We start from the raw sequence: 19,593 nt of genomic DNA on the forward strand, positions 1-19,593 counted from the left end.
CTCATGATCGCGAAGGAGCGATTCGTGTCCGCAAGCAGCCCCGCCCTGGGGTCCACCCACGACCCGGCACTGAGGTCCGCGATCGCCAAGGCGACCAAGCACCTCATGCCGATGCTGGTCATCCTGTACTTCGTCGCCTTCCTCGACCGCACCAACGTCGGCTTCGCCGAGGAGGCCCTGAGCGTCGACCGGAACATCTCCGACGCGGCCTTCGCCCTCGGCGCCGGCATCTTCTTCATCGGCTACGCGATCTTCGAGATCCCGTCCAACCTGCTGCTCAAGCGCTTCGGGGCGCGCTTCTGGCTCGCCCGGATCGCCGTCACGTGGGGCATCGTCGCCGCACTGTTCTCGTTCACGACGAACGACACGATGTTCATCGTCCTGCGCTTCCTGCTCGGTGTGACCGAGGCGGGACTGTTCCCGGGCGTGATCATGTACCTGTCCGAGTGGTTCCCGAACAAGGTCCGCGTGCGGATGTTCGCGATCTTCTACCTCGCGCAGCCGTTCTCGCAGATGATCGGCGCACCGCTGTCCGGCGGGCTCATCAGCGTCGGTGACCAGGTCACCCCGTTCCACGGCTGGCAGGTCATGTTCTTCGGCGAGGGCATCCTCGCGGTGCTGGCCGGCGTCGCGGCGCTGTTCTTCCTGACGAACAGCCCGCAGCAGGCGAAGTGGCTGGAACCGGGGGAGAAGCAGTCGCTCACCGCGGCGATGGACCGTGAGGACACCGCCCGCAACGAGGACGGCCCGAAGGGCATCTGGAAGGCGATGGCGAGCGGCCGCGTCTGGTACTTCACGATCATCTACTTCTGCCTGCAGGTCGCCGTGTACGGCACGACGTTCTACCTGCCGCAGCAGGTGTCGTCACTGCTCGGGCAGGACGTCGGCTGGCAGGTCGGCCTCGTCGCGGCGATCCCGTGGCTCGTCGGCCTGGTCGCCTGCTACCTCGTCGGGTCGAAGGCCGACACCGTGGGTCGTCGCCGCCGCTGGGGGACGATGTTCTACATCACGACCGGGCTGTCGATCCTCGGGTCGGCGTGGGCGGGTGCGAACGGCCAGCCGGTCCTCGGCATCCTGTTCATCACCCTCGCCGTCGCGAGCTTCCTGGCGGTCGGCCCGATCACCTGGGCCTACCCGACGGCGTTCCTCACCGGTGCGGCGGCGGCCGCGGGCATCGGCCTGATCAACTCGCTCGGCAACCTCGGTGGCTTCGTCGCCCCGATCATGCGCACCGCGATCAACGAGGCCGTGCCGACCGACAGCGGGGCCTTCGGCATCGTGTCGCTCGGCGTCCTGGCGTTCGTCGCCGCCGTGATGATCTCCTGCACCAGGTTCTTCCGCGGCGCGAAGGCCGACGAGCTGCTCGACACCTCGCACGTGGCCACCACCTCGACGAAGGGGACGACGCGATGACCCGGTTGTACAACGACCCGGCGGCCTTCGCCGACGAGGCCACCGACGGCTTCGTCGCGGCGAACGAGCGGTGGGTCCGCAGGGTGCACGGCGGTGTCGCCCGCGCGACCACCAGTCCGGACGGCACGGTCGCCGTCGTGATCGGCGGTGGTTCGGGCCACTACCCGGCGTTCGGCGGTCTCGTCGGGCACGGGCTGGCCGCAGGCGCGGCGATGGGGAACCTGTTCGCCAGCCCGTCCGCGCAGCAGGTCGCCGCGGTCTGCCGTGCCGCCGAGCACGGTGGCGGCGTGCTGCTCAGCTACGGCAACTACGCCGGCGACGTGCTGAACTTCGACGCCGCGGCCCGCACGCTCGAGGACGAGGGCATCCCCGTCCGCACGGTCCGGGTGACCGACGACGTCGTGTCCGCCCCGGCCGGTGCCGAGGCCGACCGGCGCGGGATCGCGGGTGACCTCTGCGTGTTCAAGGTCGCCGGGGCCGCGGCCGAGCAGGGGCGCCCGCTCGACGACGTCACCGCCGTGGCGGCCCGCGCGAACGACCGGACCCGGAGCTTCGGCGTCGCGTTCTCGGGCTGCTCGCTCCCCGGTGCCGAGGAGCCCCTGTTCGAGGTGCCCGAGGGACGGATGGCGATCGGCATGGGCATCCACGGCGAACGCGGCATCGACGAGACCGACGTGCCGAGCGCCGACGGTCTGGCGGCACTGCTCGTCGACCGGCTGCTCGACGAGGTGCCCGCGGGCGTCACGGTCGAGGGCGCCCGGGTGGTCCCGGTGCTCAACGGGCTCGGCAGCGTGAAGTACGAGGAGCTCTTCGTCGTCTACGCCTCGGTGCAGCGGCGGCTCCGGGACGCCGGTGTCGTGATCGTGGAGCCGGAGGTGGGCGAGCTCGTCACGAGCTTCGACATGGCCGGGGTCTCGCTGACGCTGTTCTGGCTCGACGACGAGCTCGAGGAGCTGTGGTCGGCACCCGCGGACACGCCCGCCTTCCGCAAGGGCGGGGCGGTCCAGCAGGAGCGGGTGGCCGAGGACGTGGTCGCCGCCGACGAGGAGGGCATCGTGATCGGTCCGGCGAGCGACGACTCGCGTGCCGCGGCCGGTCGGATCGCAGCGGGCATCAGCGCCGTGCGCGCGGTGCTCGACGACCACGCGGACGAACTGGGCCGCATCGACCAGGTCGCGGGGGACGGTGACCACGGCATCGGGATGCAGCGCGGCTCGCACGCGGCGGACACCGCCGCCGCGGACGCGCTCGCCCGGGGTGCGGGAGCGGGGACGCTCCTGCGGGTCGCGGGGGACGCCTGGTCCGACCGGGCAGGCGGGACGTCCGGTGCGATCTGGGGCGCCGCCCTGGAGGCGCTGGGTCGCGTCGTCGGGGACGACTCGCGTCCGACGTCGGCGACGGTCGCGGACGCGGTGCGGGCCGCCACCGAGGCGGTGCTGGCCTTCGGGGCCGTGCCCGGCGACAAGACGATGGTGGACGCCCTCGTCCCCTTCGACGAGGAGCTGCGGCGCCGGCTCGACACCGGCGACGCCCTGGACACCGCGTGGCGGACGGCGGTGGACGCCGCCCGCCGGGCAGCGGACGCGAGCGCGGACCTGCTGCCGCGGAAGGGCCGCGCGCGGACGCACGCGGAACAGGCCGTCGGGACCCCCGACCCGGGCGCGGTGTCCTTCGCGCTCGTCGTCGAGACCCTGACGGCGACGATCGACGAGGAAGGAACGGGAGCATGACGCTACGACTGGTGGTGGGCTCGGACGACGCGGGCTTCGACTACAAGGAGGTCATCAAGCGGGACCTCGAGGCCGACGACCGCGTGGCCAGCGTGGTCGACGTGGGCGTGGACGCGGACGGCCACACGGCGTACCCGCACGTCGCCGTCGACGCCGCCCGGATGATCGCGGACGGCGAGGCCGACCGGGCGATCCTGGTCTGCGGCACCGGGCTCGGCGTCGCGATCAGCGCGAACAAGGTGCCCGGCATCCGGGCCGTCACGGCGCACGACTCGTTCAGCGTCGAGCGGTCGGTGCTGTCGAACGACGCCCAGGTGCTCTGCATGGGCCAGCGCGTGATCGGCGTCGAGGTCGCCCGGCGCATGGCGAAGGAGTGGCTCGGGTACACGTTCGACCCGTCGAGCGCGAGCGCCGAGAAGGTCGCCGCGATCTGCGAGTACGACGGCTCCGCGCCGGTCGGTACCGACGCCCCTGGGGACGGGACGGACCCGGGCGCATGACGATCGTCGGGGTGTCGCTGAAGATGTACTTCTCGCACGCGCAGACGCTCTCGTGGGCGAGCGCGGTGGCGGACATCGCCCGGCGGCACCCCGCGGTCGCCTCCGGCGCGGTGGAGCTCTTCGTCGCGCCGACCTTCCCCGCGCTCGTCCCGGTGCGCGAGCTGCTCGCCGGGTCGGGCATCCGGCTCGCCGCGCAGGACCTGTCGGCGTCGGACGAGGGCGCGTCCACCGGCGAGGTGTCCGGCGCCGAGCTCCGCGAGATCGGCGTCGACCTCGTCGAGATCGGGCACGCCGAGCGGCGCTCCCGGTTCCACGAGACGGACGACGTCGTCGCGCGCAAGGTGCACGCGGCCTTCCGGCACCACCTCGAACCGCTGGTGTGCGTCGGTGAGGCTGTCCGCGCCTCCCGTGCGGACGCCGTGGCGGAGGTCACCGGGCAGCTCGACCGGGCGCTGGCGGTGGCCGCGGAGGCCGGGACGACCGGACGGGTCACCGTGGCGTACGAGCCCGTGTGGGCGATCGGCGCCGCCGAGCCGGCGCCGCACGAGCACGTCGTCGGGGTCCTCGAGGGGATCGAGCAGTCCCTGGCGGCCCGGCCGGCGTTCGCCGGGTCGCGGGTGGTCTACGGCGGCAGCGCCGGACCGGGGCTGCTCACCCGGGGACGCGGACGGATCGGCGGAGTGTTCCTCGGGCGCTTCGCGCACGAACCCGCGGCGGTCGGTGCGGTGCTCGACGAGGCGGCGGCCCTGGCCTCCTGACCGGGCCGCCGGTCACCCCTCCCGGGCGCCCGCCAGGCCGTGGTCGTGCGCGTAGACCACGAGCTGCACCCGGTCGCGGAGCTCGAGCTTGCCGAGGATGCTCGAGATCTGCGACTTGACGGTCGACTCGGTGACGAACTCCTTCGCCGCGATCTCGGCGTTCGAGAGCCCTCGGGACGCCCACCCGAAGACGATGCGCTCCCGGTCCGTCAGGGTCTGGAACGCCTCGGGCTGGGGAGCAGGGGCTCGGTCGACATCGGCGCCGAACAGCTGCGACAGGTCGTTCGGGGCGATCACCGAGCTGCCCTCGTGCACGGCCCGCACCGCGGCGAACAGGAACGGCGGTGTCGTGTCCTTGAGCAGGAACCCGCTCGCACCGAGCCGGATCGCGGTGGCGGCAGCGGGGTCGAGGCCGAACGTCGTGAGCACCACCACGCGGGGGAGCGGCCCCGGGACAGCGCCGGAGAACAGCTGGCGCACCGTCTCGACGCCGTCCATCCCGGCCATGCGCATGTCGAGCAGGACGACGTCGGGCCGCAGCTCCCGGACGCGGTCGAGGGCCTCGGCGCCGTCCGAGGCCTCGCCCACCACCTGCATGTCGGGCTGCGCGTCGAGCACCACGCGCAGGCCCGCCCGGAAGAGCGCCTGGTCGTCGGTGAGCAGGATGCGGATCGGGTCGGTCATCGGGTCGTCCCCCCTCGGACGTCGAACGGGATGCGGGCGCGCGCGACGAACACGGCGTCCAGCACGGCGGCGTCGAACGACCCGCCGATCGTGGTCAGTCGGGTCTGCATGCCGGTCAGGCCCCGGCCGGAGCCACGGGTCGACGTGACCGTCGGCTGCTCGGCGGTCGCGGTCGGCTGTCCTGCGGTCGCGGTCGCGGTCGCGCGGACGGGGACGCCGCCGGTGGCCGCCGCGGCGAGTTCCTCGAGCCCGAGCCCGGGCCCGACCGGCAGCGCGTCCGACGGGACGGCGTTCTCCACCTCGAGCACGAGGTCGGCGGACCGCCAGGTCTCCCGGACCTCGACGGCACCGCCCGGTGCCCCGTGCCGGAGGGCGTTCGTGAGCATCTCCTGCAGGACCCGGCGGGCAGCCGTGCCGTGCACCGCGCCGAGCGGTCGGGCGACACCGCGCACGGCGTGCTCGACGTCCACCCCGGCGTCGCGGATGCCGCGGACGATCTCCTCGAAGGACGTCGGGTCGCTCGCGGTGTCCGACCCGTCGATGTGCCCGAGGACCTGTCGCACCTCGACCAGGGAGCTCCGGGCGGTGCTGGCGATGGTGGCGCTGACCTCGCGGATCCGCGCCTCGTCGTCGAGGAAGGGCACCGAGTCCGCCTGCGCGATGATGACCGCGAGCGAGTGGCCGACGACGTCGTGCACGTCGCGGGCGATGTCCGCACGGATGCGTTCCGCCTCGGCCTCGTCGACCGCGCGCGTGGCCACGGCCTCGGCACGGTTGGCCACGGCCTCCGCCCGGCTGGCGGCCGCCTCGGCGTCGGCACGCCGGACGGCCTCGGCGTTCTGTGACCGGATCGCCCGACCGGCGAGACCAGCCGCCCAGAAGGAGAGCAGGACGAGTGCCGGGGCGGCCAGGACGAGGACGACCTGGTCACGCGGCCCGTTCAGCAGCAGTGCGTAGCGGTAACCGGTCGTGGAGAGGTACATCGACGCCGAAGCCCCGGCGACCACGGCGAGCAGACCGGCCAGCACGGCCTCGAACCGCGTCCCGACGACGGCGACGGTGCCGATGACGACGGCGATGGCGAGGTCGACCAACGACGGTCGCTCGCCGCCGGCCACCTGCACCGCGCCCAGGGCGACGGTCGCGGTCATCGCCGCGCTCGGCGAGAGGCGGCGGACGGCGATGGCGACGGTGGCGATCGCGACGGCGAGGGGGCTGGCGTGCTCGAGCTCGACGTCGATCGGGGCGGCGGACACCAGCGCGGCGAGGCCCGCCCAGAGGAGGTCGACGACGACCGACCGGGTCCGCATCGGCCGGAGGAACGTGCGCCGGTCCGTCACGGCTCGATCATCGCACGACGCGGGCTCACGGCACGGGGGACATCGCGACGAGGGCCACCGCGGTGACGACGATGATCGCCGCGCAGGTGGCGAGGGTGGCGATCACGTGCTTGGTCGAGCTCTCCATGCCACCGAGCCTGTCGGTCGACCAGGTCGTCGGGCATCGTGCGGAGGGACGAACGGGGTCGTCCTGCAGGACGAACCCGTCAGATCGTCAGTTGTCCCAGCACGCGGTGCCCGATCGACACCGACTCCCCGCTGACGACCGAGCGCGGGGACGACAGGAACGCAACGAGGTCGGCGATCTGCTGCGGGCTGGACTCGCCACCGGCCCCGGGCTGCACCGTCCTGGCGGGCTCGTCCGTCACCGCACCGGGGTTCACCACGTTCACGGTGACCCCCGTGCCGACGGACTGGTCGGCCAGGTTCCCCGCGATGATGCTCGTCGCCGCGTTCCGGAGCGAGGTCGTGACGTTGCCGGACAGGTAGGCGTTCTGCCCGCTCACCACCACGACGCGGCCGAAGCCCGCCTCGCGCTGCACGGGCAGCACGGCGTTCGCGACCCGGAGGAAGCCCAGTGCCTTGCCGTCGATCGCCGCGGCGACCTGCTCGGGGTCCGACGCACGCTCCGGGTCGAGGGTCCCGGCCGCCGGCGCGGCGGTGACGACGAGGACGTCGATGCGTCCGTGCTGGTCGAGGACACGGGCGACCCCGGCGTCCACCGACTCCTGCGACGCGGTGTCCATCGCCACGGCGTCGTCCCCGTCGGCGTTCCGCGACGCGACGACGACCCGGGCGCCCTCGCGACGCAGGGTCTCGGCGACGACGGAGCCGATGTACCCCCGTCCGCCGACGACGAGGGCGACACGGCCGGTGAGTTCGAGGTCCATGCGCCACACGCTAGGCCGATCACCCGCGCTCGGACCGGGGGCAGCAGGACGTCGTCCGCGCGATCCGGCCAACGGACCCGCGCGATCCGTCCACCCCGAACGCCCGCCCAGTCATCCGAGCGGAGCGTCGGCCACGACGACGGACCCGCCGCGCCGCCGTGCACCACGACGACGTGACGACCATCGAGACAGGAGAACGAGTTGTACTTCCACAAGCAGGAGCTCCAGTTCAAGGCCACCCCCGACAAGCCCGACGCGGTGTACGCGCGCAAGCTGCAGGAGGTGCTCGGGGGTCAGTACGGCGAGATCTCCGTCGCCCTGCAGTACCAGTTCCAGGCGTGGAACATGCACATCCCGGGCAAGTACCGCGACATGGTGTTCGGCATCGGGGCCGAGGAGATGGGCCACGTCGAGATGCTCGCGACGATGATCGCGCAGCTGCTCGAGAAGAGCCCGCTCGGCATCACCGAGGACGCGCTGCAGGACGACCCGACCGTGGCCGCGATCGTCGGCGGCACCGACGTGCAGCACGCCATCGTCGCGGGTGCAGGCGCCCGTCCGGTCGACAGCAACGGCAACCCCTGGCAGGGTTCCTACATCACCGCGTCGGGCAACCTGCTCGCGGACTTCACGGCCAACGAGAACGCCGAGATGCAGGGCCGTGTCCAGGCAGCACGGCTCTACCACATGACCGACGACCACGGCGTGCGGGACCTGCTCTCGTTCCTCATCGCCCGCGACACCATGCACCAGAACATGTGGGCGACCGCCGCAGCCGAGCTCCGCGAGCAGGGCGTCGAGGGCTTCCCGGTGCCGAGCAACTTCCCGCAGTCGAAGGAGCACACCGAGTTCAGCTACCAGTACCTCAACTTCTCGGACGGCAAGGAGGCCGGCGACGGCCCCTGGGCGAGCGGCCCGTCGTTCGACGGCAAGGGCGAGTACTCGTACCACGACGGCCCCACGTCGTCGGTGCCGATGCCGCCGCCCACGCACCCGGACGTGCGGTTCTACGGCACGACGGAGCTGCCGAACGTGGTCGAGAAGACCGCCGGGCTCGTGCAGGACAAGCTCAACAAGGAGTGACGGTCCGCCGGTCGCGCGGCCTCACCACCCGACGCGACCGGGAGACGGACGGGAGGCGCGGTGCCAGCCGGTACCGCGCCTCCCGTCCGTCACGTGGTCACGCCGTCACGACTCCACGCCCACCGTCGCCAGCGCGGCGGTGTCGTCGTCGCGCGGTGCGCGCGGTGGCTCGAAGATGCCGGACCAGAGGCGCGTCGCGCTCCAGAGTGCGATGAGCGCGACCGTGCCGGCAACCGCGGCGAGCCAGGGGACGAGCGGGACCTGTGCCCACGCGCCGGGCGCGACCAGCCAGGTGAGGAAGTTCCCCGCCGTGCTGCCGGCCGCGCCGAGGAGCACGGCCACCCGACGGTCCAGGCTCGTCGCGACCAGCGCTCCCGTCACGACCGCGACGGCGAGGAAGGCGTTGATGATCGTCGTCACCGCACGCCCCCGGACTACTCGGTGGAACCGCTGCCGACCGCGAGCTGCTGCGCCCCACCACCGGTGGTGACGTCGATCTTCCGGGGCTTCGCGGACTCCTTGACCGGGATCGTGACGCTCAGCACGCCGTTGTCGTAGGCGGCACTGATGCGCGCGGTGTCGAGGTGGTCGCCGAGCGTCAGCTGCCGGACGAACGTGCCCGGCTGGCGCTCGCGGGTCAGCCACTGCGAACCCTCGGGGGCACCGAGCGTGCGCTCGGCGCGGATGGTGAGCACCGAGCCGTCGACGTCCACGTCCACCGATCCGGGGTCGATGCCCGGCAGGTCGACGTCGAGGACGTAGTGGTCGCCGGTCCGGTACAGGTCCATCGGCATCGAGCGGGGAGCACCGGCGCCGGCACCGAGCAGGGAGCCGGCGAGTCGGTCGAGCTCGCGGAACGGGTCGAACTGCATCGTCATCGAGATCAACTCCTTCGTCCTTGTTGAGTCCCTTCGACTCAACTGCGTCATGTTCTAGCACTCTCCCCTCAGGAGTGCCAAGAGAACGCTCGGAGGGCGCTGGGAGCACCGGGTCGCCGACGATCAGTGGTCGCCGCGGTGCGCGATCTCGCGGTGGAGGTGCTCGAGTGCGGGGAGCGCTGCGGCCAGCGCGGCTCGGTCCTCGGGGGACAGTCGATCGAGCGCCTCGACGAGCACGGTGGTCGAGGCGTCGTCGTAGGCGGCGAGCCGCTCCTCGGCCAGGGGGGTCAGGCGGAGTTCGGTCCGGCGTCCGTCACCCGCTGCCAGTCGTCGCTCGAGGAGCCCGGCGGTCTCCATCGCCGACACGAGGTTGCTCACCGTCGAGCGAGCCAGTCCGAGCCGGCCGGCCAGGGCCGAGGGCGTGGTCGTGGTCCCCGTCAGGGCCCGCATCACCTCGACCTGGGCGTCGGGCAGGTCCGGCAGGTCGGCGACCTCACGCGACGTGCGGAGGAGGGCGCGTCGGAACGGGCCGATGCGGTCGCTCAGCCTGCGCGCGACCTGCGTCGTGCCGCCCGGTCCGTCCGTACCCTGCACACACGGCAACCTAGCAGCGAAGTTTGTTTGCAACAAAACCAGTTCGGGAGCAAACTCGACGCATGACCACGCAGACCTCCGTCGAGCACCCCGAACCGCCCCAGGACCTCACCGGCATCGTCGGCCACCGGTTCGTCTACACGTACGCCAACGGCTGGCAGTACGAGATGTACGTCAAGAACGCGACGACCATCGACTACCGCATCCACACCGGCCACGTCGGCGGTCGCTGGGTGAAGGACCAGACCGTCGACCTCGTCGCCCTCGCCCCCGGCGTCTACAAGGTGTCCTGGAACGAGCCGACCGGCACCAGCGTCGTCGTCAACGTCGTCCCGGAGCAGCGCGTCCTGCACGGCACGATCTTCTTCCCGCGCTGGATCGAGCTCGACGGGCAGAAGACCGTGCTGTTCCAGAACGACCACCTGGACGAGATGCAGCGCTTCCGCGACGAGGGTCCGACCTACCCGATCTACGTCGTGCCGGAGTTCGCGCACATCACGCTGTTCGAGCACGTCGGTGCGGACGACGAGACCGTGATCGACACCGCTCCCGGCGACCTGCCGGCCGGCTGGGCGGACCGGACGAACTGATGGCCGCCGTGCCGCTGCGGGGCGCCGACCCCCGCACCACCCCGACCACGCTCGACCACCACGGTCGGACGGTCCGGGGCTGGCAGTGGGAGCCGCAGGACGGTGCGGCCGCGGATGCGCCCGTCGTGCTGCTCGTGCACGGCTTCAGCGACAGTGCGCTCGGCGGGCACCAGCTCTTCGTGCAGACCGCACGGCACCTGGTCGCCCGAGGCGCGGTCGTCCGCAGTCACGACCGACTCGGACAGGGCGCCAGTGACGGGGAGTTCGCGGACATCACCATCCGTGACGAGGTGGAACAGGTCGTCACGATGATCCGCGCCGCCGACCGTGGGCAGGGCGTGCACGTCGTCGCGCACAGCCTGGGGGCGGTGGAATCGGCGCTCGCCGCGGCGCAGGAGCCCTCGCTCGTCCGGACGCTCACGCTGTGGTCACCTGCCGGCGTCGTCGTGGACGACATCACGGAGCACGACGTGATCCAGGGGCAGCCGCTCGCCCCGGTGCGCGAGCACGGCTGGTTCGACTTCGGCGGGATGCCCCTCGGCCGGGCGTTCATCGCCGACGTGCAGGACGACCTCGACGTGTACGGGCCGGTGTCGGGCTACGGCGGACCGGCCGACGTGGTGCACGGCAGCGAGGACGCGATCGTGCCGGTGTCGTACGGTCGCCGGTACGCCGACCTCCTGCCGGGTGCGCGACTCACGGTCGTCGACGGTGCGGACCACGGCTGGTCCTCGGTGTCCTTCCGCGAGCGGCTCCTGGCGCTGCTGGACGAGCGGCTCGGCCTGCGCTGACGCCACCGTCCCGCACGACGCAACGTCGGCGGCAACTCGCAGCGGTACAGCGCTGCGAGCGACCGCCGACGTTGCGTTCCGCGATCCGCGCCGGGCCAGGCCGGACGGAACCGGGTCGAACCTCGCGGGGGTCAGCTCACCTGACCGGAACGGGCTCCCGACCACAGGTCGACGTCGAGCACGCCGACCGAGTGCTCGTCGATGCGGCGCAGCTCGTCGTCCGTGAAGGACAGGTTGCCGAGCGCCGCGACGTTCTGCTCGAGCTGCTCGACGCGCGACGCCCCGATGACGAGCGAGGTCACCCGCTCGTCGCGCAGTGCCCACGCGAGTGCGAGCTGCGCGAGGCTCTGCCCGCGGTCGGACGCGATGTCGTTCAACGCCCGCAGGTGTCCGACGACCTCGTCCGTCAGGGACCCGGCGTCGAGGGACTTCCCGGCGGCGGCGCGCGAGTCCTCCGGCACGCCGTCGAGGTACCGCCCGGTGAGCAGGCCCTGCGCGAGCGCGGTGAAGCCGATGACGCCGAAGCCCAGGTCGCCCGCGGCGTCGAGCAGGCCCTCGTCCTCGATCCAGCGGTTGAGCATCGAGTACGAGGGCTGGTGGATGAGGAGCGGCGTGCCCAGGTCGCGGAGGATCTCGGCGGCCTGTCGGGAGCGCTCGGCGTCGTAGGACGAGATCCCGACGTAGAGCGCCTTGCCCTGCTGGACCGCGGTGTGGAGTGCGCCCATGGTCTCCTCGAGCGGGGTCGAGGCGTCGAGGCGGTGCGAGTAGAAGACGTCGACGTAGTCCAGGCCCATCCGCTCGAGCGACTGGTCGAGCGAGGCGAGCACGTACTTCCGCGAGCCGCCGCCCTGCCCGTACGGCCCGGGCCACATGTCCCAGCCCGCCTTCGTCGAGATCACCATCTCGTCGCGGTAGGGACGGAAGTCCTCGCGCATGAGCCGGCCGAAGTTCACCTCGGCGGCGCCGTAGGGCGGGCCGTAGTTGTTCGCGAGGTCGTGGTGCGTGATGCCGAGGTCGAACGCCCGACGGCTGATCGCCCGCTGCGTCTCGAAGGGCTTGTCGTCGCCGAAGTTGTGCCAGTAGCCCAGCGAGAGCAGTGGCAGGTCGAGGCCGGAGCGGCCGGTCCGGCGGTAGGGCATGGAGTCGTAGCGGTCGTCCGCGGCGATGTAGGACATGGGACCCATCCTGGCCCCGCCCGGTCGAGTGCCGCGCGAACCGTACAGAACGCGAAAGGTTCGTTGCACTGATCGTTCGCGTCGTGAAACAGTTCACTCGTCCGACCAGGACGGCAACGACGCAGGAAGGCGGGATCAGTCATGCACAGCACGTACTCCGGGATGCCGCGCACCACACGGATGTCCGCGACCCACACGCGGGTCGGCCTGACCGACCCCGCCGTGATCGACGCCTGGGTGTCCCGGCGCATCCAGGACCCGTCGCTCCTGTCGACGCGCAGCGAACCGTCGTACGCTGACTTCTTCACGGCGCCCACCGCGTAGCCACCCGCTCCGACCGGATCCGCCCGACAGAGAGACCCCACCAGCCGATGCCCCTGACCGTCGTCCGCCGTGAGCACGTCCACCTCTACGCCAGGGAGCCGCGGTCGAAGGCCGCGAAGGTCGCCGTCGACGCGCTCCTGCGTCTGCAGCACGTCGAGGAGCAGCAGCTGGAGCAGGCCCGCACCGAGAGCGGCCTGACGAAGAACGAGTTCCTGACGGTGCGGTACATGCTGCAGGCGCACCGGGACGGTCGGGCGATGGGCCCGAAGGACCTCGCCGTCATGCTCAACGTCTCGAACGCGTCGGTCACGAAGATCGTCGACGGGCTCGCGGCGAAGGGCGACATCGTCCGCGTGCCGCACCCCACCGACCGTCGGGCGCAGGTGCTCGAGCCGACGGTGCAGGCCGCCGAGAAGATCGACTCGTCGTACGCCCGGTTCCACGAGGCCGTGGTCGGCGTGATGGACCACCTGTCGAGCGAGGACAACGAGGTGCTCGCGCGCTGCCTGTCGCAGATCACCGACGCCCTCGCCGTCGGGACCCCGACACCCGTCGACGAGTACACGGTCGACCCCGACGGCGCTGCGGAGCCGAACGACTCCTAGCGGCGACCGCAGGGTGGCGCGAAAACCTTCCAGCGGTAAGTTGGGGGGATGACGCACGAGGTCGACGACGACGGCGCGACCCCGCCCCGACGCGGCGGGTACCGCAAGGGCGCCGAACGCCGTGCGCAGATCCTCGACGAGATGATCCGCATGGTCGCGGCGCAGGGCGTCGACGCGTCGTCGCTCCGCTCGGTCGCCGACGCGCTCGGGATCACCCACGCGGCGCTCCGGCACTACTTCCCGAGCCGCGACGAACTGCTGCTCGCCGTCTACCGCGAGCACGAGGTGCGTGAGCAGGACGCCCCGGACCGCCTGCGGTCCGCGATCGGCGACATGCGCGAGAGCGCGTCGCGGAACCGCGCGGTCCCCGGGCTCGTGCAGCTCTACACGACGCTCGCGGCCGACGCCGTGCAGGAGGGGCACCCCGCCACGCGCGACTTCATGCGCGAGCGCTTCACCCGGCTCCGCGCCGACCTCGCCGAGCTGATCGCCGCGGACCAGGCCGCCGGACGGATCCGGGCCGACCTCGACCCGGTCGACCTGGCCAGCCTCGGCATCGCCGCGTCCGACGGCCTGCAGGTGCAGTGGCTGCTCGACCCGGAGGCGGTCGACGGCGAGCGGGTGCTCCGCCTGCTCGAGTCGATCATCCCCGCCGCGGACGACTGAGGCGGCTCCGCGCGACCGGACCCGTCGCCGGTGCGCCACCAGTGACGGACGGGAGGCGCGTGGCGGTGCCGCCACGCGCCTCCCGTCCGTCGGTCGCCCCGTTCAGGACGCCGGCGCACCGTCCGCGATGTTCGCCGTGATCGCGTCGACGTACGCCGCGCGTTCCTCGCGGCTGTGGGGGCGACCCGGCACACCGGGCCGTTCCTCCCACGGGCGCGGGCCGGACTCGTGCCGGTACGCGACGCCGAGCGCGTCGAGCCGGGCGAGGTGGTGCGTCAACCGCTGCCGGAACTCCTCGACGTCGCGCGGGCGGGCGACGTCCGCCGACCAGAGCGCCTCGGACAGGGCGACCACGCGCGGGAACAGCTGGTAGTCGAGTCGGCCGACGGTGTCGACGTGCTCGGTCCACATGTTCGCCTGCCCGCCGATGACGTGTGCCCGCTCCGCCTCGGTGAGCTCCGCGGGCACCGGGTCGAAGGCGTACACGTCGTCGACGGTGAGCACGATCGACACCGGGATCGGCTCGTTCGGCAGGTCGCTCTGCCGGTAGTCGAGGTAGACCTGGTCGTCCGGTGTCGAGATGACGTCGTGCCCACGCCGTGCGGCGGTGATCGCACCCTGCAACCCGCGCCACGAGACGACGGTCGCCGACGGGGACAGCGTGCCGCCCTCGAGGATCTCGTCCCACCCGAACGCCCGGCGTCCGTGCGACTCGAGGTGCGCCGCGAGCTGTCCGACGATCCAGGCCTGCAGCTGCTCCTCGTCCGCGAGGCCGAGCTCCCGGATGCGCTCCTGGGTGCGGGGATCGTCCTCCCACTGGTCCTTCGGGCACTCGTCGCCGCCGAGGCCGATGTACTCGGAGGGGAAGAGCGCGACGACCTCGTCGAGCACGTCCGTGAAGAACCGCACCGTGCTGTCCTCGGCGTTCATCACGTCGTGCGCGATGCCCCACTCGGTCCACACGTCGAGCTGCCGCTCCGGGTGCACGCCGAGCTCCGGGTACGCGGCCAGCGCGGCGCGGACGTGTCCGGGGGTCTCGATCTCCGGCACGACCGTGACGAACCGGTCGGCCGCGTAGGCCACGATCTCGCGGATGTCGTCCTGGGTGTAGGAGCCGCCGTGCGGGCGTCCGTCCTTCCCCGCGACCCGGAGCGTGCCGTCCGCGTCCGGCACGTGTGCGCCGACCTGCGACTCGGTGCGCCACGACCCGACCTCGGTGAGCCGCGGGTACTTCGTGATCTCGATGCGCCAGCCCTGGTCCTCGGTCAGGTGGAAGTGCAGGCGGTTGAGCCGGTGCACGGCGAGCTGGTCGACGAGGCGCAGGACCTCGGCCTTCGTGCGGAAGTGCCGGGCGACGTCGAGCATCACGCCGCGCCAGGCGAAGGCAGGGGCGTCCTCGACGACCGTCACCGGGAGCGTCCACCCCTCGGTGCGCACCTGGCCGCGGCGGTACACGTCGGCGGGGAGCAGCTGGAGCAGTGCCTGGACGCCGTAGAAGACGCCGGCGGGGCCACCGCCGGTGACGACGACGCCCTCGGCGGTGACCTCCAGCCGGAAGGCCTCCGAGCGGTCACCGCCGGGGCCCTCCGGCAGGTCGCTCGGGTCGGCGGCGACCCGGAGGGCGACCAGGGGGACGTCGGTCGCGCCGGCGGCGCCGAACAGGGGGAGACGGGTGGAGGCGCGCAGGACCTGCTGCAGGTACTGCGCGACCGGCTCGGCCGCGGGGTCGGCGGTGACGCGGGTCCGCTCGTCGAGGGTGAACGAGCCGGCGCCGTCGACGCGGGAGCGGGGGCGGGGGATGAGCATGCGGTGCTGTCCTTCCGGGGTGGTCGGGGACGGATCGGGATGGTCAGAGGCGGAACGGGTTCGTGCGGGTGACGGCGAGCAGGTACCAGGCCGTCGCACCGGTGTGCAGGCTCGAGTGGTAGAGGTCGCCGAACCCGGTGTCGAGTCCGTCGGACGACGCCGAGACGATGCCCTTCCCGTCGCCGTTCGCCTGCGTGCGCTGCGCGAGCTGGACGCTGTCGAGGACCGAGGCGGACCGGGTGCGGTCCGTTCGCGTGCCCCGCGCCTCCAGGGCGAGCGCCAGCTGACCGGACCCCTCGAACCAGACCTTGCTGACGTCCGTGTCCGAGAAGGACGGGCCGGTGTACGGACCGTCGTGGGCGATGAGGTGGTCGAGCACCCAGGTGACCGATGCGGAGTACCGGCGATCGAGCGTGGCGAGGTACGCCCAGACCTGCACGTCCTCGGGGATCGGCGTGCGGTTGATCGTCGTGCCGTCCGGGTCGGTGCCGGTCCACAGGTGCCCGTCGGTCCGGTCCTGCATCGCGCGGACGAAGGACTCCGCCAGGGTCGCTCGTCGGGACCAGGTGCGGTCGCCGGTGAGCCGGGCGAGCTGGGTGAAGAACGCCGTCACGTCGATGTTGTGCTCGGTCGACTTGTAGGTGATCGGCTGGTCGTCGGCGTTCCGTCCGCCCGTGTACCCGGCGGGCTGTCGTACGTCGTCGCGGGCGTTCGTCTCGATCCAGGTGCCGAGCCGGAGCGCGCCGTCGAGGAACCGACGTTCCCGGGTGACCACGAACAGGCGGCAGAACGCCATGCCGACCCACGACTGGTTCCCCGTGTAGGCGGCGGGGGAACCGATGTCGATCGGACGCGGGGGCGTCGCGACGGGGAAGGTGTCGGGTTGGTACGAGGCCCGGGTCCGACCGTCGCCGATCGGGTCCGCAGCCTGCAGCGCCAGCAGGGTGTCCCCGAGCACCGTGGCCCGCTGGACGTCGCGGTGCCGGCCCCGGCCGAGCCAGGCCAGCAACATGAGGGCATCGTCGTAGGCGAACGACGACACGAACTCGGTGGGCAGCGACGCGAAGTACCCGCCGAAGTAGCTGCGGGGGAGGCGGAGCTCCGTACCGGAGCCGTACTCGTCCATGCGGAGGTCGAGGTACTCGTAGGCGAGGTCGCGGGAACGGGCGCGCGACACCGGACCGGTCGGGGGTCGAGCACCCCCGCGCGGTACGGCCGGCGGCGTCGCGGCGGCGATGCCCGGGGCGCCGAGCGTGACCGCGGCGGACGCGACGGTCGCCGCGGCGCCGAGCACGATCCCTCGGCGCGTCAGCGTGCCGCTCGCTCGGGGGCTGTCGTGGTCGGAGGGACGGGATGTTCCGGTCATGGCGTGCTCACTTCCGCTGCGTCGGGACGCGATCGGTGGGTTCGAGGCTTCGGTGGTGCGGGCGGCCGGTCGACCGCGGTCAGGCGGTCGAGACGGCTGGCTCGACCGCGGTCAGGCGGTCGAGACGGCCGGCGCGGGCGCGAGGAACGCGGCCCCGAGTGCGGCGAGCGGACGGTCGACGGGGGCGATGTGGACCCTGGACGACAGGTCGAGCGAGGCGGCGAAGGGGGACGTGCGCGCGGCGCCGTCGAAGCTGGCGCGCACGCGGGCGAGCAGGCGTTCGCCGAGGGTGGCGAGCCCACCGCCGACGACGACCGACTCGACGTCGGCCGTGACGACGAGGATGCGCACGGCCGATGCGAGGCCCGAGACGAAGCGGTCGCGGACGGCGACGGCAGCGGGATCACCCGCGTCGGCCGAGTCGAACAGGGCCGTCGCTGCGGAGCTGCCGTGGCCCGGCCACGCGACTGCCAGGGCGGACCCCGATGCGAGGGTCTCGAGGCAGCCGCGCTGACCGCACACGCAGGGCTGCCCGTCCGGCACGACCGGGATGTGCCCGACCTCGCCGGCGTTGCCCCGTGCTCCGCGCCACAGGCGCCGGTCGACGACGAGTCCGGCGGCGAGTCCCGTCCCGATGTTCAGGTACGCGTGCGGCCCGTCGAGCTGCATCGCCTGCGCGGCACCGAGCGCGGCGACGTTCACGTCGTTCTCGACCTGGACCGCCGCGCCCGTCGCAGCGGCCACCAGCGGACCGAGTGCGACCTCCGAGAGCCCGAGGTTGACAGCGTGTCGCACCCAGCCGGTCTCGTGGTCGACCAGACCGGGGACACCGATGCCGATCGTGTCCGCGGTCGAGCGCGTCCGGACCTCGAGCGATCGGACGACGGCGAGCGTTTCGGCCACCACCGCGTCGGGCCCGAAGCCGGTCGGGACCCGGACCCGATCGACCACGTCGCCCGCCGGTGAGACGGCGACGGCGTCGATCTTCGTCCCGCCGATGTCGAGGCCGATCCTCATGGTGCTCCCGTCCTGGGGGTGCGCGGCCTCGTCAGCGAGGACGCGGCGTCAAGGCTGCGCATGCGGGTTAGTAAACACGCCTAACTCGACGCTGGCAAGAGCGTGTCGAGCAGTGTTTCCGCGAGATCACGGGGCTGTTACGGCTCCAGATCGGTGCTTGACATCGGATTAGGAACGGTCCTTTACTAAGGCAACCACTCGGAGGGAGGAACCCCATTGGCGAACGACACGGATGCTCCGGCACCCTTCGCGGCGCAGGTACGGCGTCAACGGAGCAAGGCCCTGCCGCAGCACAGCCGGGCGCTCAACCGCTCCCTGATCCTGCAGACGCTCTTCACCGACGGCGCGATGAGCCGAGCGGACCTCTCCCGGCACTCGGGGCTCACCCGGCCGACCGTCTCCGGTCTGGTCGCCGAACTCGAGGCCGATGCCCTCGTCACCGAACTCGGGCCCCGCGAGGACCTGCGCGTCGGGAAGCCCGCGACCCTGATCAACCTGAACGTCGACGCCTTCCACATCGTCGTCGTGGACCTCTCCGTCCCCGACCACTTCGTCGGGGCGGTCACGAACCTGCGTGGCGACGTCGTCGACAGCGCGAAGATCGAGGTCGACGGTGCCGTCGGAGACCAGGCCCTCAACCGCATCATCCGACTCGTCGAGCGCCTGGCGGCGACGACGTCGCGTCGCCTGCTCGGGATCGCCGTCGGGTGCCCCGGCGTCATCGACGAGACGGGCACGGTCCTCGACTCGGTCGCACTCGGGGGCGGCTTGCCCCTGCAGCGGCAGCTCGCCGAGCACTTCCGGCTCCCGGTGCACGTCCTCAACGACGCGAACGTCGCGGCGCTCGGCGTCCACGCCTTCGAGGTCGACCCGACCCGGGACGTGCTCGTCGTCGCGCTCGAGCACGGCGTGGGGACGGGGATGGTGCTCGGCGGACGACTCGTGCTCGGCGAGCGCTACGCGGCAGGTGAGATCGGCCACCTGACGATCGACGAGGACGGCGAGCCGTGCCCCTGCGGGCGCCGTGGGTGCCTCGAGGTGATCATCGGGGCCGACCACCTGGCTCGGCGGCTCGACGCTGCCCCCGTCGCCGACCGTGCCGGCCTCCTCCGGTCTGCGGGGGACACCCTCGGCCGGGTGCTCGCTCCGATCGTCAGTGCCGTGAACATCACCGAGATCGTCGTCACCGGGCCCGCCGACCTCGTCGAGGGCCCCCTCGTGCAAGCCGTGCACGACACCGTCTCGGCCCGCACGCTCGCGAGCGTGGGTGACGACCTCGCCGTGACGGCCACGTCCACCAACAGCGACCTGATCCTCCGGGGCGGGGCAGCGTTCCTGCTCGCCGCGGAGCTCGGGGTCAGCTGATCCGACACAGCAGAACGA

The 19,593-nt window shown here is 72.3% G+C and carries 21 protein-coding genes; 11 read left to right on the forward strand and 10 right to left on the reverse strand.

Translation table 11 applies throughout. From position 1 onward, the window contains the following. Nucleotides 1-24 precede the first annotated feature (24 nt). The 4 genes from Q9R28_RS06150 to Q9R28_RS06165 are packed head-to-tail and all read left to right on the forward strand — an operon-like array spanning nt 25 to nt 4,401. A complete protein-coding gene (locus tag Q9R28_RS06150; protein ID WP_311205679.1) occupies nt 25-1,413 on the forward strand; it encodes an MFS transporter in 1,389 nt (462 codons plus the stop codon). Beyond that, nucleotides 1,410-3,143: a dihydroxyacetone kinase family protein gene (locus tag Q9R28_RS06155; RefSeq protein WP_311205680.1), complete on the forward strand. Its 1,734-nt coding sequence runs from the start codon at nt 1,410-1,412 to the stop codon at nt 3,141-3,143. The genes Q9R28_RS06150 and Q9R28_RS06155 overlap by 4 nt, the downstream gene beginning before the upstream one ends. Next, complete coding sequence (locus tag Q9R28_RS06160) at nt 3,140-3,643, forward strand: ribose-5-phosphate isomerase (protein ID WP_311205681.1); 504 nt, start codon at nt 3,140-3,142, stop codon at nt 3,641-3,643. The genes Q9R28_RS06155 and Q9R28_RS06160 overlap by 4 nt, the downstream gene beginning before the upstream one ends. Further along, nucleotides 3,640-4,401 carry a triose-phosphate isomerase family protein gene (locus Q9R28_RS06165; RefSeq protein WP_311205682.1) on the forward strand — a complete coding sequence of 254 codons (762 nt, stop codon included), beginning with the start codon at nt 3,640-3,642 and terminating at the stop codon, nt 4,399-4,401. The genes Q9R28_RS06160 and Q9R28_RS06165 overlap by 4 nt, the downstream gene beginning before the upstream one ends. 12 nt (nt 4,402-4,413) lie before the next feature. Here the strand turns inward: Q9R28_RS06165 and Q9R28_RS06170 are convergent, their stop codons facing one another. The 3 genes from Q9R28_RS06170 to Q9R28_RS06180 form a co-directional block, all read right to left on the reverse strand. After that, nucleotides 4,414-5,085 (reverse strand): response regulator transcription factor, encoded by a 672-nt coding sequence (locus Q9R28_RS06170; RefSeq protein WP_066651190.1) that lies wholly within the window; start codon nt 5,083-5,085, stop codon nt 4,414-4,416. Next, nucleotides 5,082-6,425, reverse strand: coding sequence for a sensor histidine kinase (locus Q9R28_RS06175; RefSeq protein WP_251161086.1), 1,344 nt, complete (start codon nt 6,423-6,425; stop codon nt 5,082-5,084). Before Q9R28_RS06175 ends, Q9R28_RS06170 begins: the two co-directional genes overlap by 4 nt. 206 nt (nt 6,426-6,631) lie before the next feature. After that, entirely contained in the window at nt 6,632-7,315 is a 684-nt protein-coding gene (locus Q9R28_RS06180; RefSeq protein ID WP_066651198.1) for an SDR family oxidoreductase, read from the reverse strand. A 201-nt stretch (nt 7,316-7,516) separates the two neighbouring features. On the opposite strand from Q9R28_RS06180, the gene Q9R28_RS06185 reads away from it, so the two are divergent. Then, on the forward strand, nt 7,517-8,398 hold the full coding sequence (locus Q9R28_RS06185; protein ID WP_209684732.1) for a manganese catalase family protein: 882 nt from the start codon (nt 7,517-7,519) through the stop codon (nt 8,396-8,398). Between the two features lie 105 nt (nt 8,399-8,503). On the opposite strand, the gene Q9R28_RS06190 is transcribed toward Q9R28_RS06185, so the two are convergent. The 3 genes from Q9R28_RS06190 to Q9R28_RS06200 form a co-directional block, all read right to left on the reverse strand. Then, the gene (locus tag Q9R28_RS06190; protein ID WP_066651202.1) at nt 8,504-8,818 is read right to left on the reverse strand and encodes a hypothetical protein; all 315 of its coding nucleotides are present in this window, start codon (nt 8,816-8,818) and stop codon (nt 8,504-8,506) included. A gap of 14 nt (nt 8,819-8,832) precedes the next feature. Beyond that, entirely contained in the window at nt 8,833-9,276 is a 444-nt protein-coding gene (locus tag Q9R28_RS06195; RefSeq protein WP_066651206.1) for an Hsp20/alpha crystallin family protein, read from the reverse strand. 123 nt (nt 9,277-9,399) lie between these two features. After that, entirely contained in the window at nt 9,400-9,870 is a 471-nt protein-coding gene (locus Q9R28_RS06200; RefSeq protein WP_311205683.1) for a MarR family transcriptional regulator, read from the reverse strand. 62 nt (nt 9,871-9,932) lie between these two features. On the opposite strand from Q9R28_RS06200, the gene Q9R28_RS06205 reads away from it, so the two are divergent. Beyond that, nucleotides 9,933-10,460: a phenolic acid decarboxylase gene (locus tag Q9R28_RS06205; RefSeq protein WP_311205684.1), complete on the forward strand. Its 528-nt coding sequence runs from the start codon at nt 9,933-9,935 to the stop codon at nt 10,458-10,460. Further along, nucleotides 10,460-11,251 carry an alpha/beta fold hydrolase gene (locus Q9R28_RS06210; RefSeq protein ID WP_311205685.1) on the forward strand — a complete coding sequence of 264 codons (792 nt, stop codon included), beginning with the start codon at nt 10,460-10,462 and terminating at the stop codon, nt 11,249-11,251. Before Q9R28_RS06205 ends, Q9R28_RS06210 begins: the two co-directional genes overlap by 1 nt. A gap of 131 nt (nt 11,252-11,382) precedes the next feature. Here Q9R28_RS06210 and mgrA read toward each other — a convergent pair whose 3' ends face one another. Next, complete coding sequence (mgrA, locus tag Q9R28_RS06215; protein ID WP_066651210.1) at nt 11,383-12,426, reverse strand: L-glyceraldehyde 3-phosphate reductase; 1,044 nt, start codon at nt 12,424-12,426, stop codon at nt 11,383-11,385. A gap of 141 nt (nt 12,427-12,567) precedes the next feature. Here mgrA and Q9R28_RS06220 point away from each other — a divergent pair, with 141 nt between their 5' ends. Genes Q9R28_RS06220 through Q9R28_RS06230 form a run of 3 tightly spaced genes read left to right on the forward strand, consistent with a single transcriptional unit; the run spans nt 12,568 to nt 14,021 of the window. Beyond that, the gene (locus tag Q9R28_RS06220; RefSeq protein WP_066651213.1) at nt 12,568-12,750 is read left to right on the forward strand and encodes a hypothetical protein; all 183 of its coding nucleotides are present in this window, start codon (nt 12,568-12,570) and stop codon (nt 12,748-12,750) included. 47 nt (nt 12,751-12,797) lie between these two features. Beyond that, entirely contained in the window at nt 12,798-13,355 is a 558-nt protein-coding gene (locus Q9R28_RS06225; RefSeq protein ID WP_066651217.1) for a MarR family winged helix-turn-helix transcriptional regulator, read from the forward strand. A 48-nt stretch (nt 13,356-13,403) separates the two neighbouring features. Next, nucleotides 13,404-14,021, forward strand: coding sequence for a TetR/AcrR family transcriptional regulator (locus Q9R28_RS06230; protein ID WP_066651220.1), 618 nt, complete (start codon nt 13,404-13,406; stop codon nt 14,019-14,021). A 102-nt stretch (nt 14,022-14,123) separates the two neighbouring features. Here the strand turns inward: Q9R28_RS06230 and Q9R28_RS06235 are convergent, their stop codons facing one another. The 3 genes from Q9R28_RS06235 to Q9R28_RS06245 form a co-directional block, all read right to left on the reverse strand. Then, nucleotides 14,124-15,827, reverse strand: coding sequence for a beta-N-acetylhexosaminidase (locus Q9R28_RS06235; RefSeq protein ID WP_251154381.1), 1,704 nt, complete (start codon nt 15,825-15,827; stop codon nt 14,124-14,126). Between the two features lie 43 nt (nt 15,828-15,870). Continuing rightward, the gene (locus Q9R28_RS06240; RefSeq protein WP_311205686.1) at nt 15,871-17,193 is read right to left on the reverse strand and encodes a hypothetical protein; all 1,323 of its coding nucleotides are present in this window, start codon (nt 17,191-17,193) and stop codon (nt 15,871-15,873) included. 111 nt (nt 17,194-17,304) lie between these two features. Further along, complete coding sequence (locus tag Q9R28_RS06245; RefSeq protein ID WP_311205687.1) at nt 17,305-18,210, reverse strand: ROK family protein; 906 nt, start codon at nt 18,208-18,210, stop codon at nt 17,305-17,307. 216 nt (nt 18,211-18,426) lie between these two features. On the opposite strand from Q9R28_RS06245, the gene Q9R28_RS06250 reads away from it, so the two are divergent. After that, complete coding sequence (locus Q9R28_RS06250; protein ID WP_251154378.1) at nt 18,427-19,575, forward strand: ROK family transcriptional regulator; 1,149 nt, start codon at nt 18,427-18,429, stop codon at nt 19,573-19,575. Nucleotides 19,576-19,593: the final 18 nt, after the last annotated feature.

The organism is Curtobacterium sp. BRD11 (genome assembly GCF_031844345.1).
In the GTDB taxonomy this organism is placed as follows: Bacteria; Actinomycetota; Actinomycetes; order Actinomycetales; family Microbacteriaceae; genus Curtobacterium.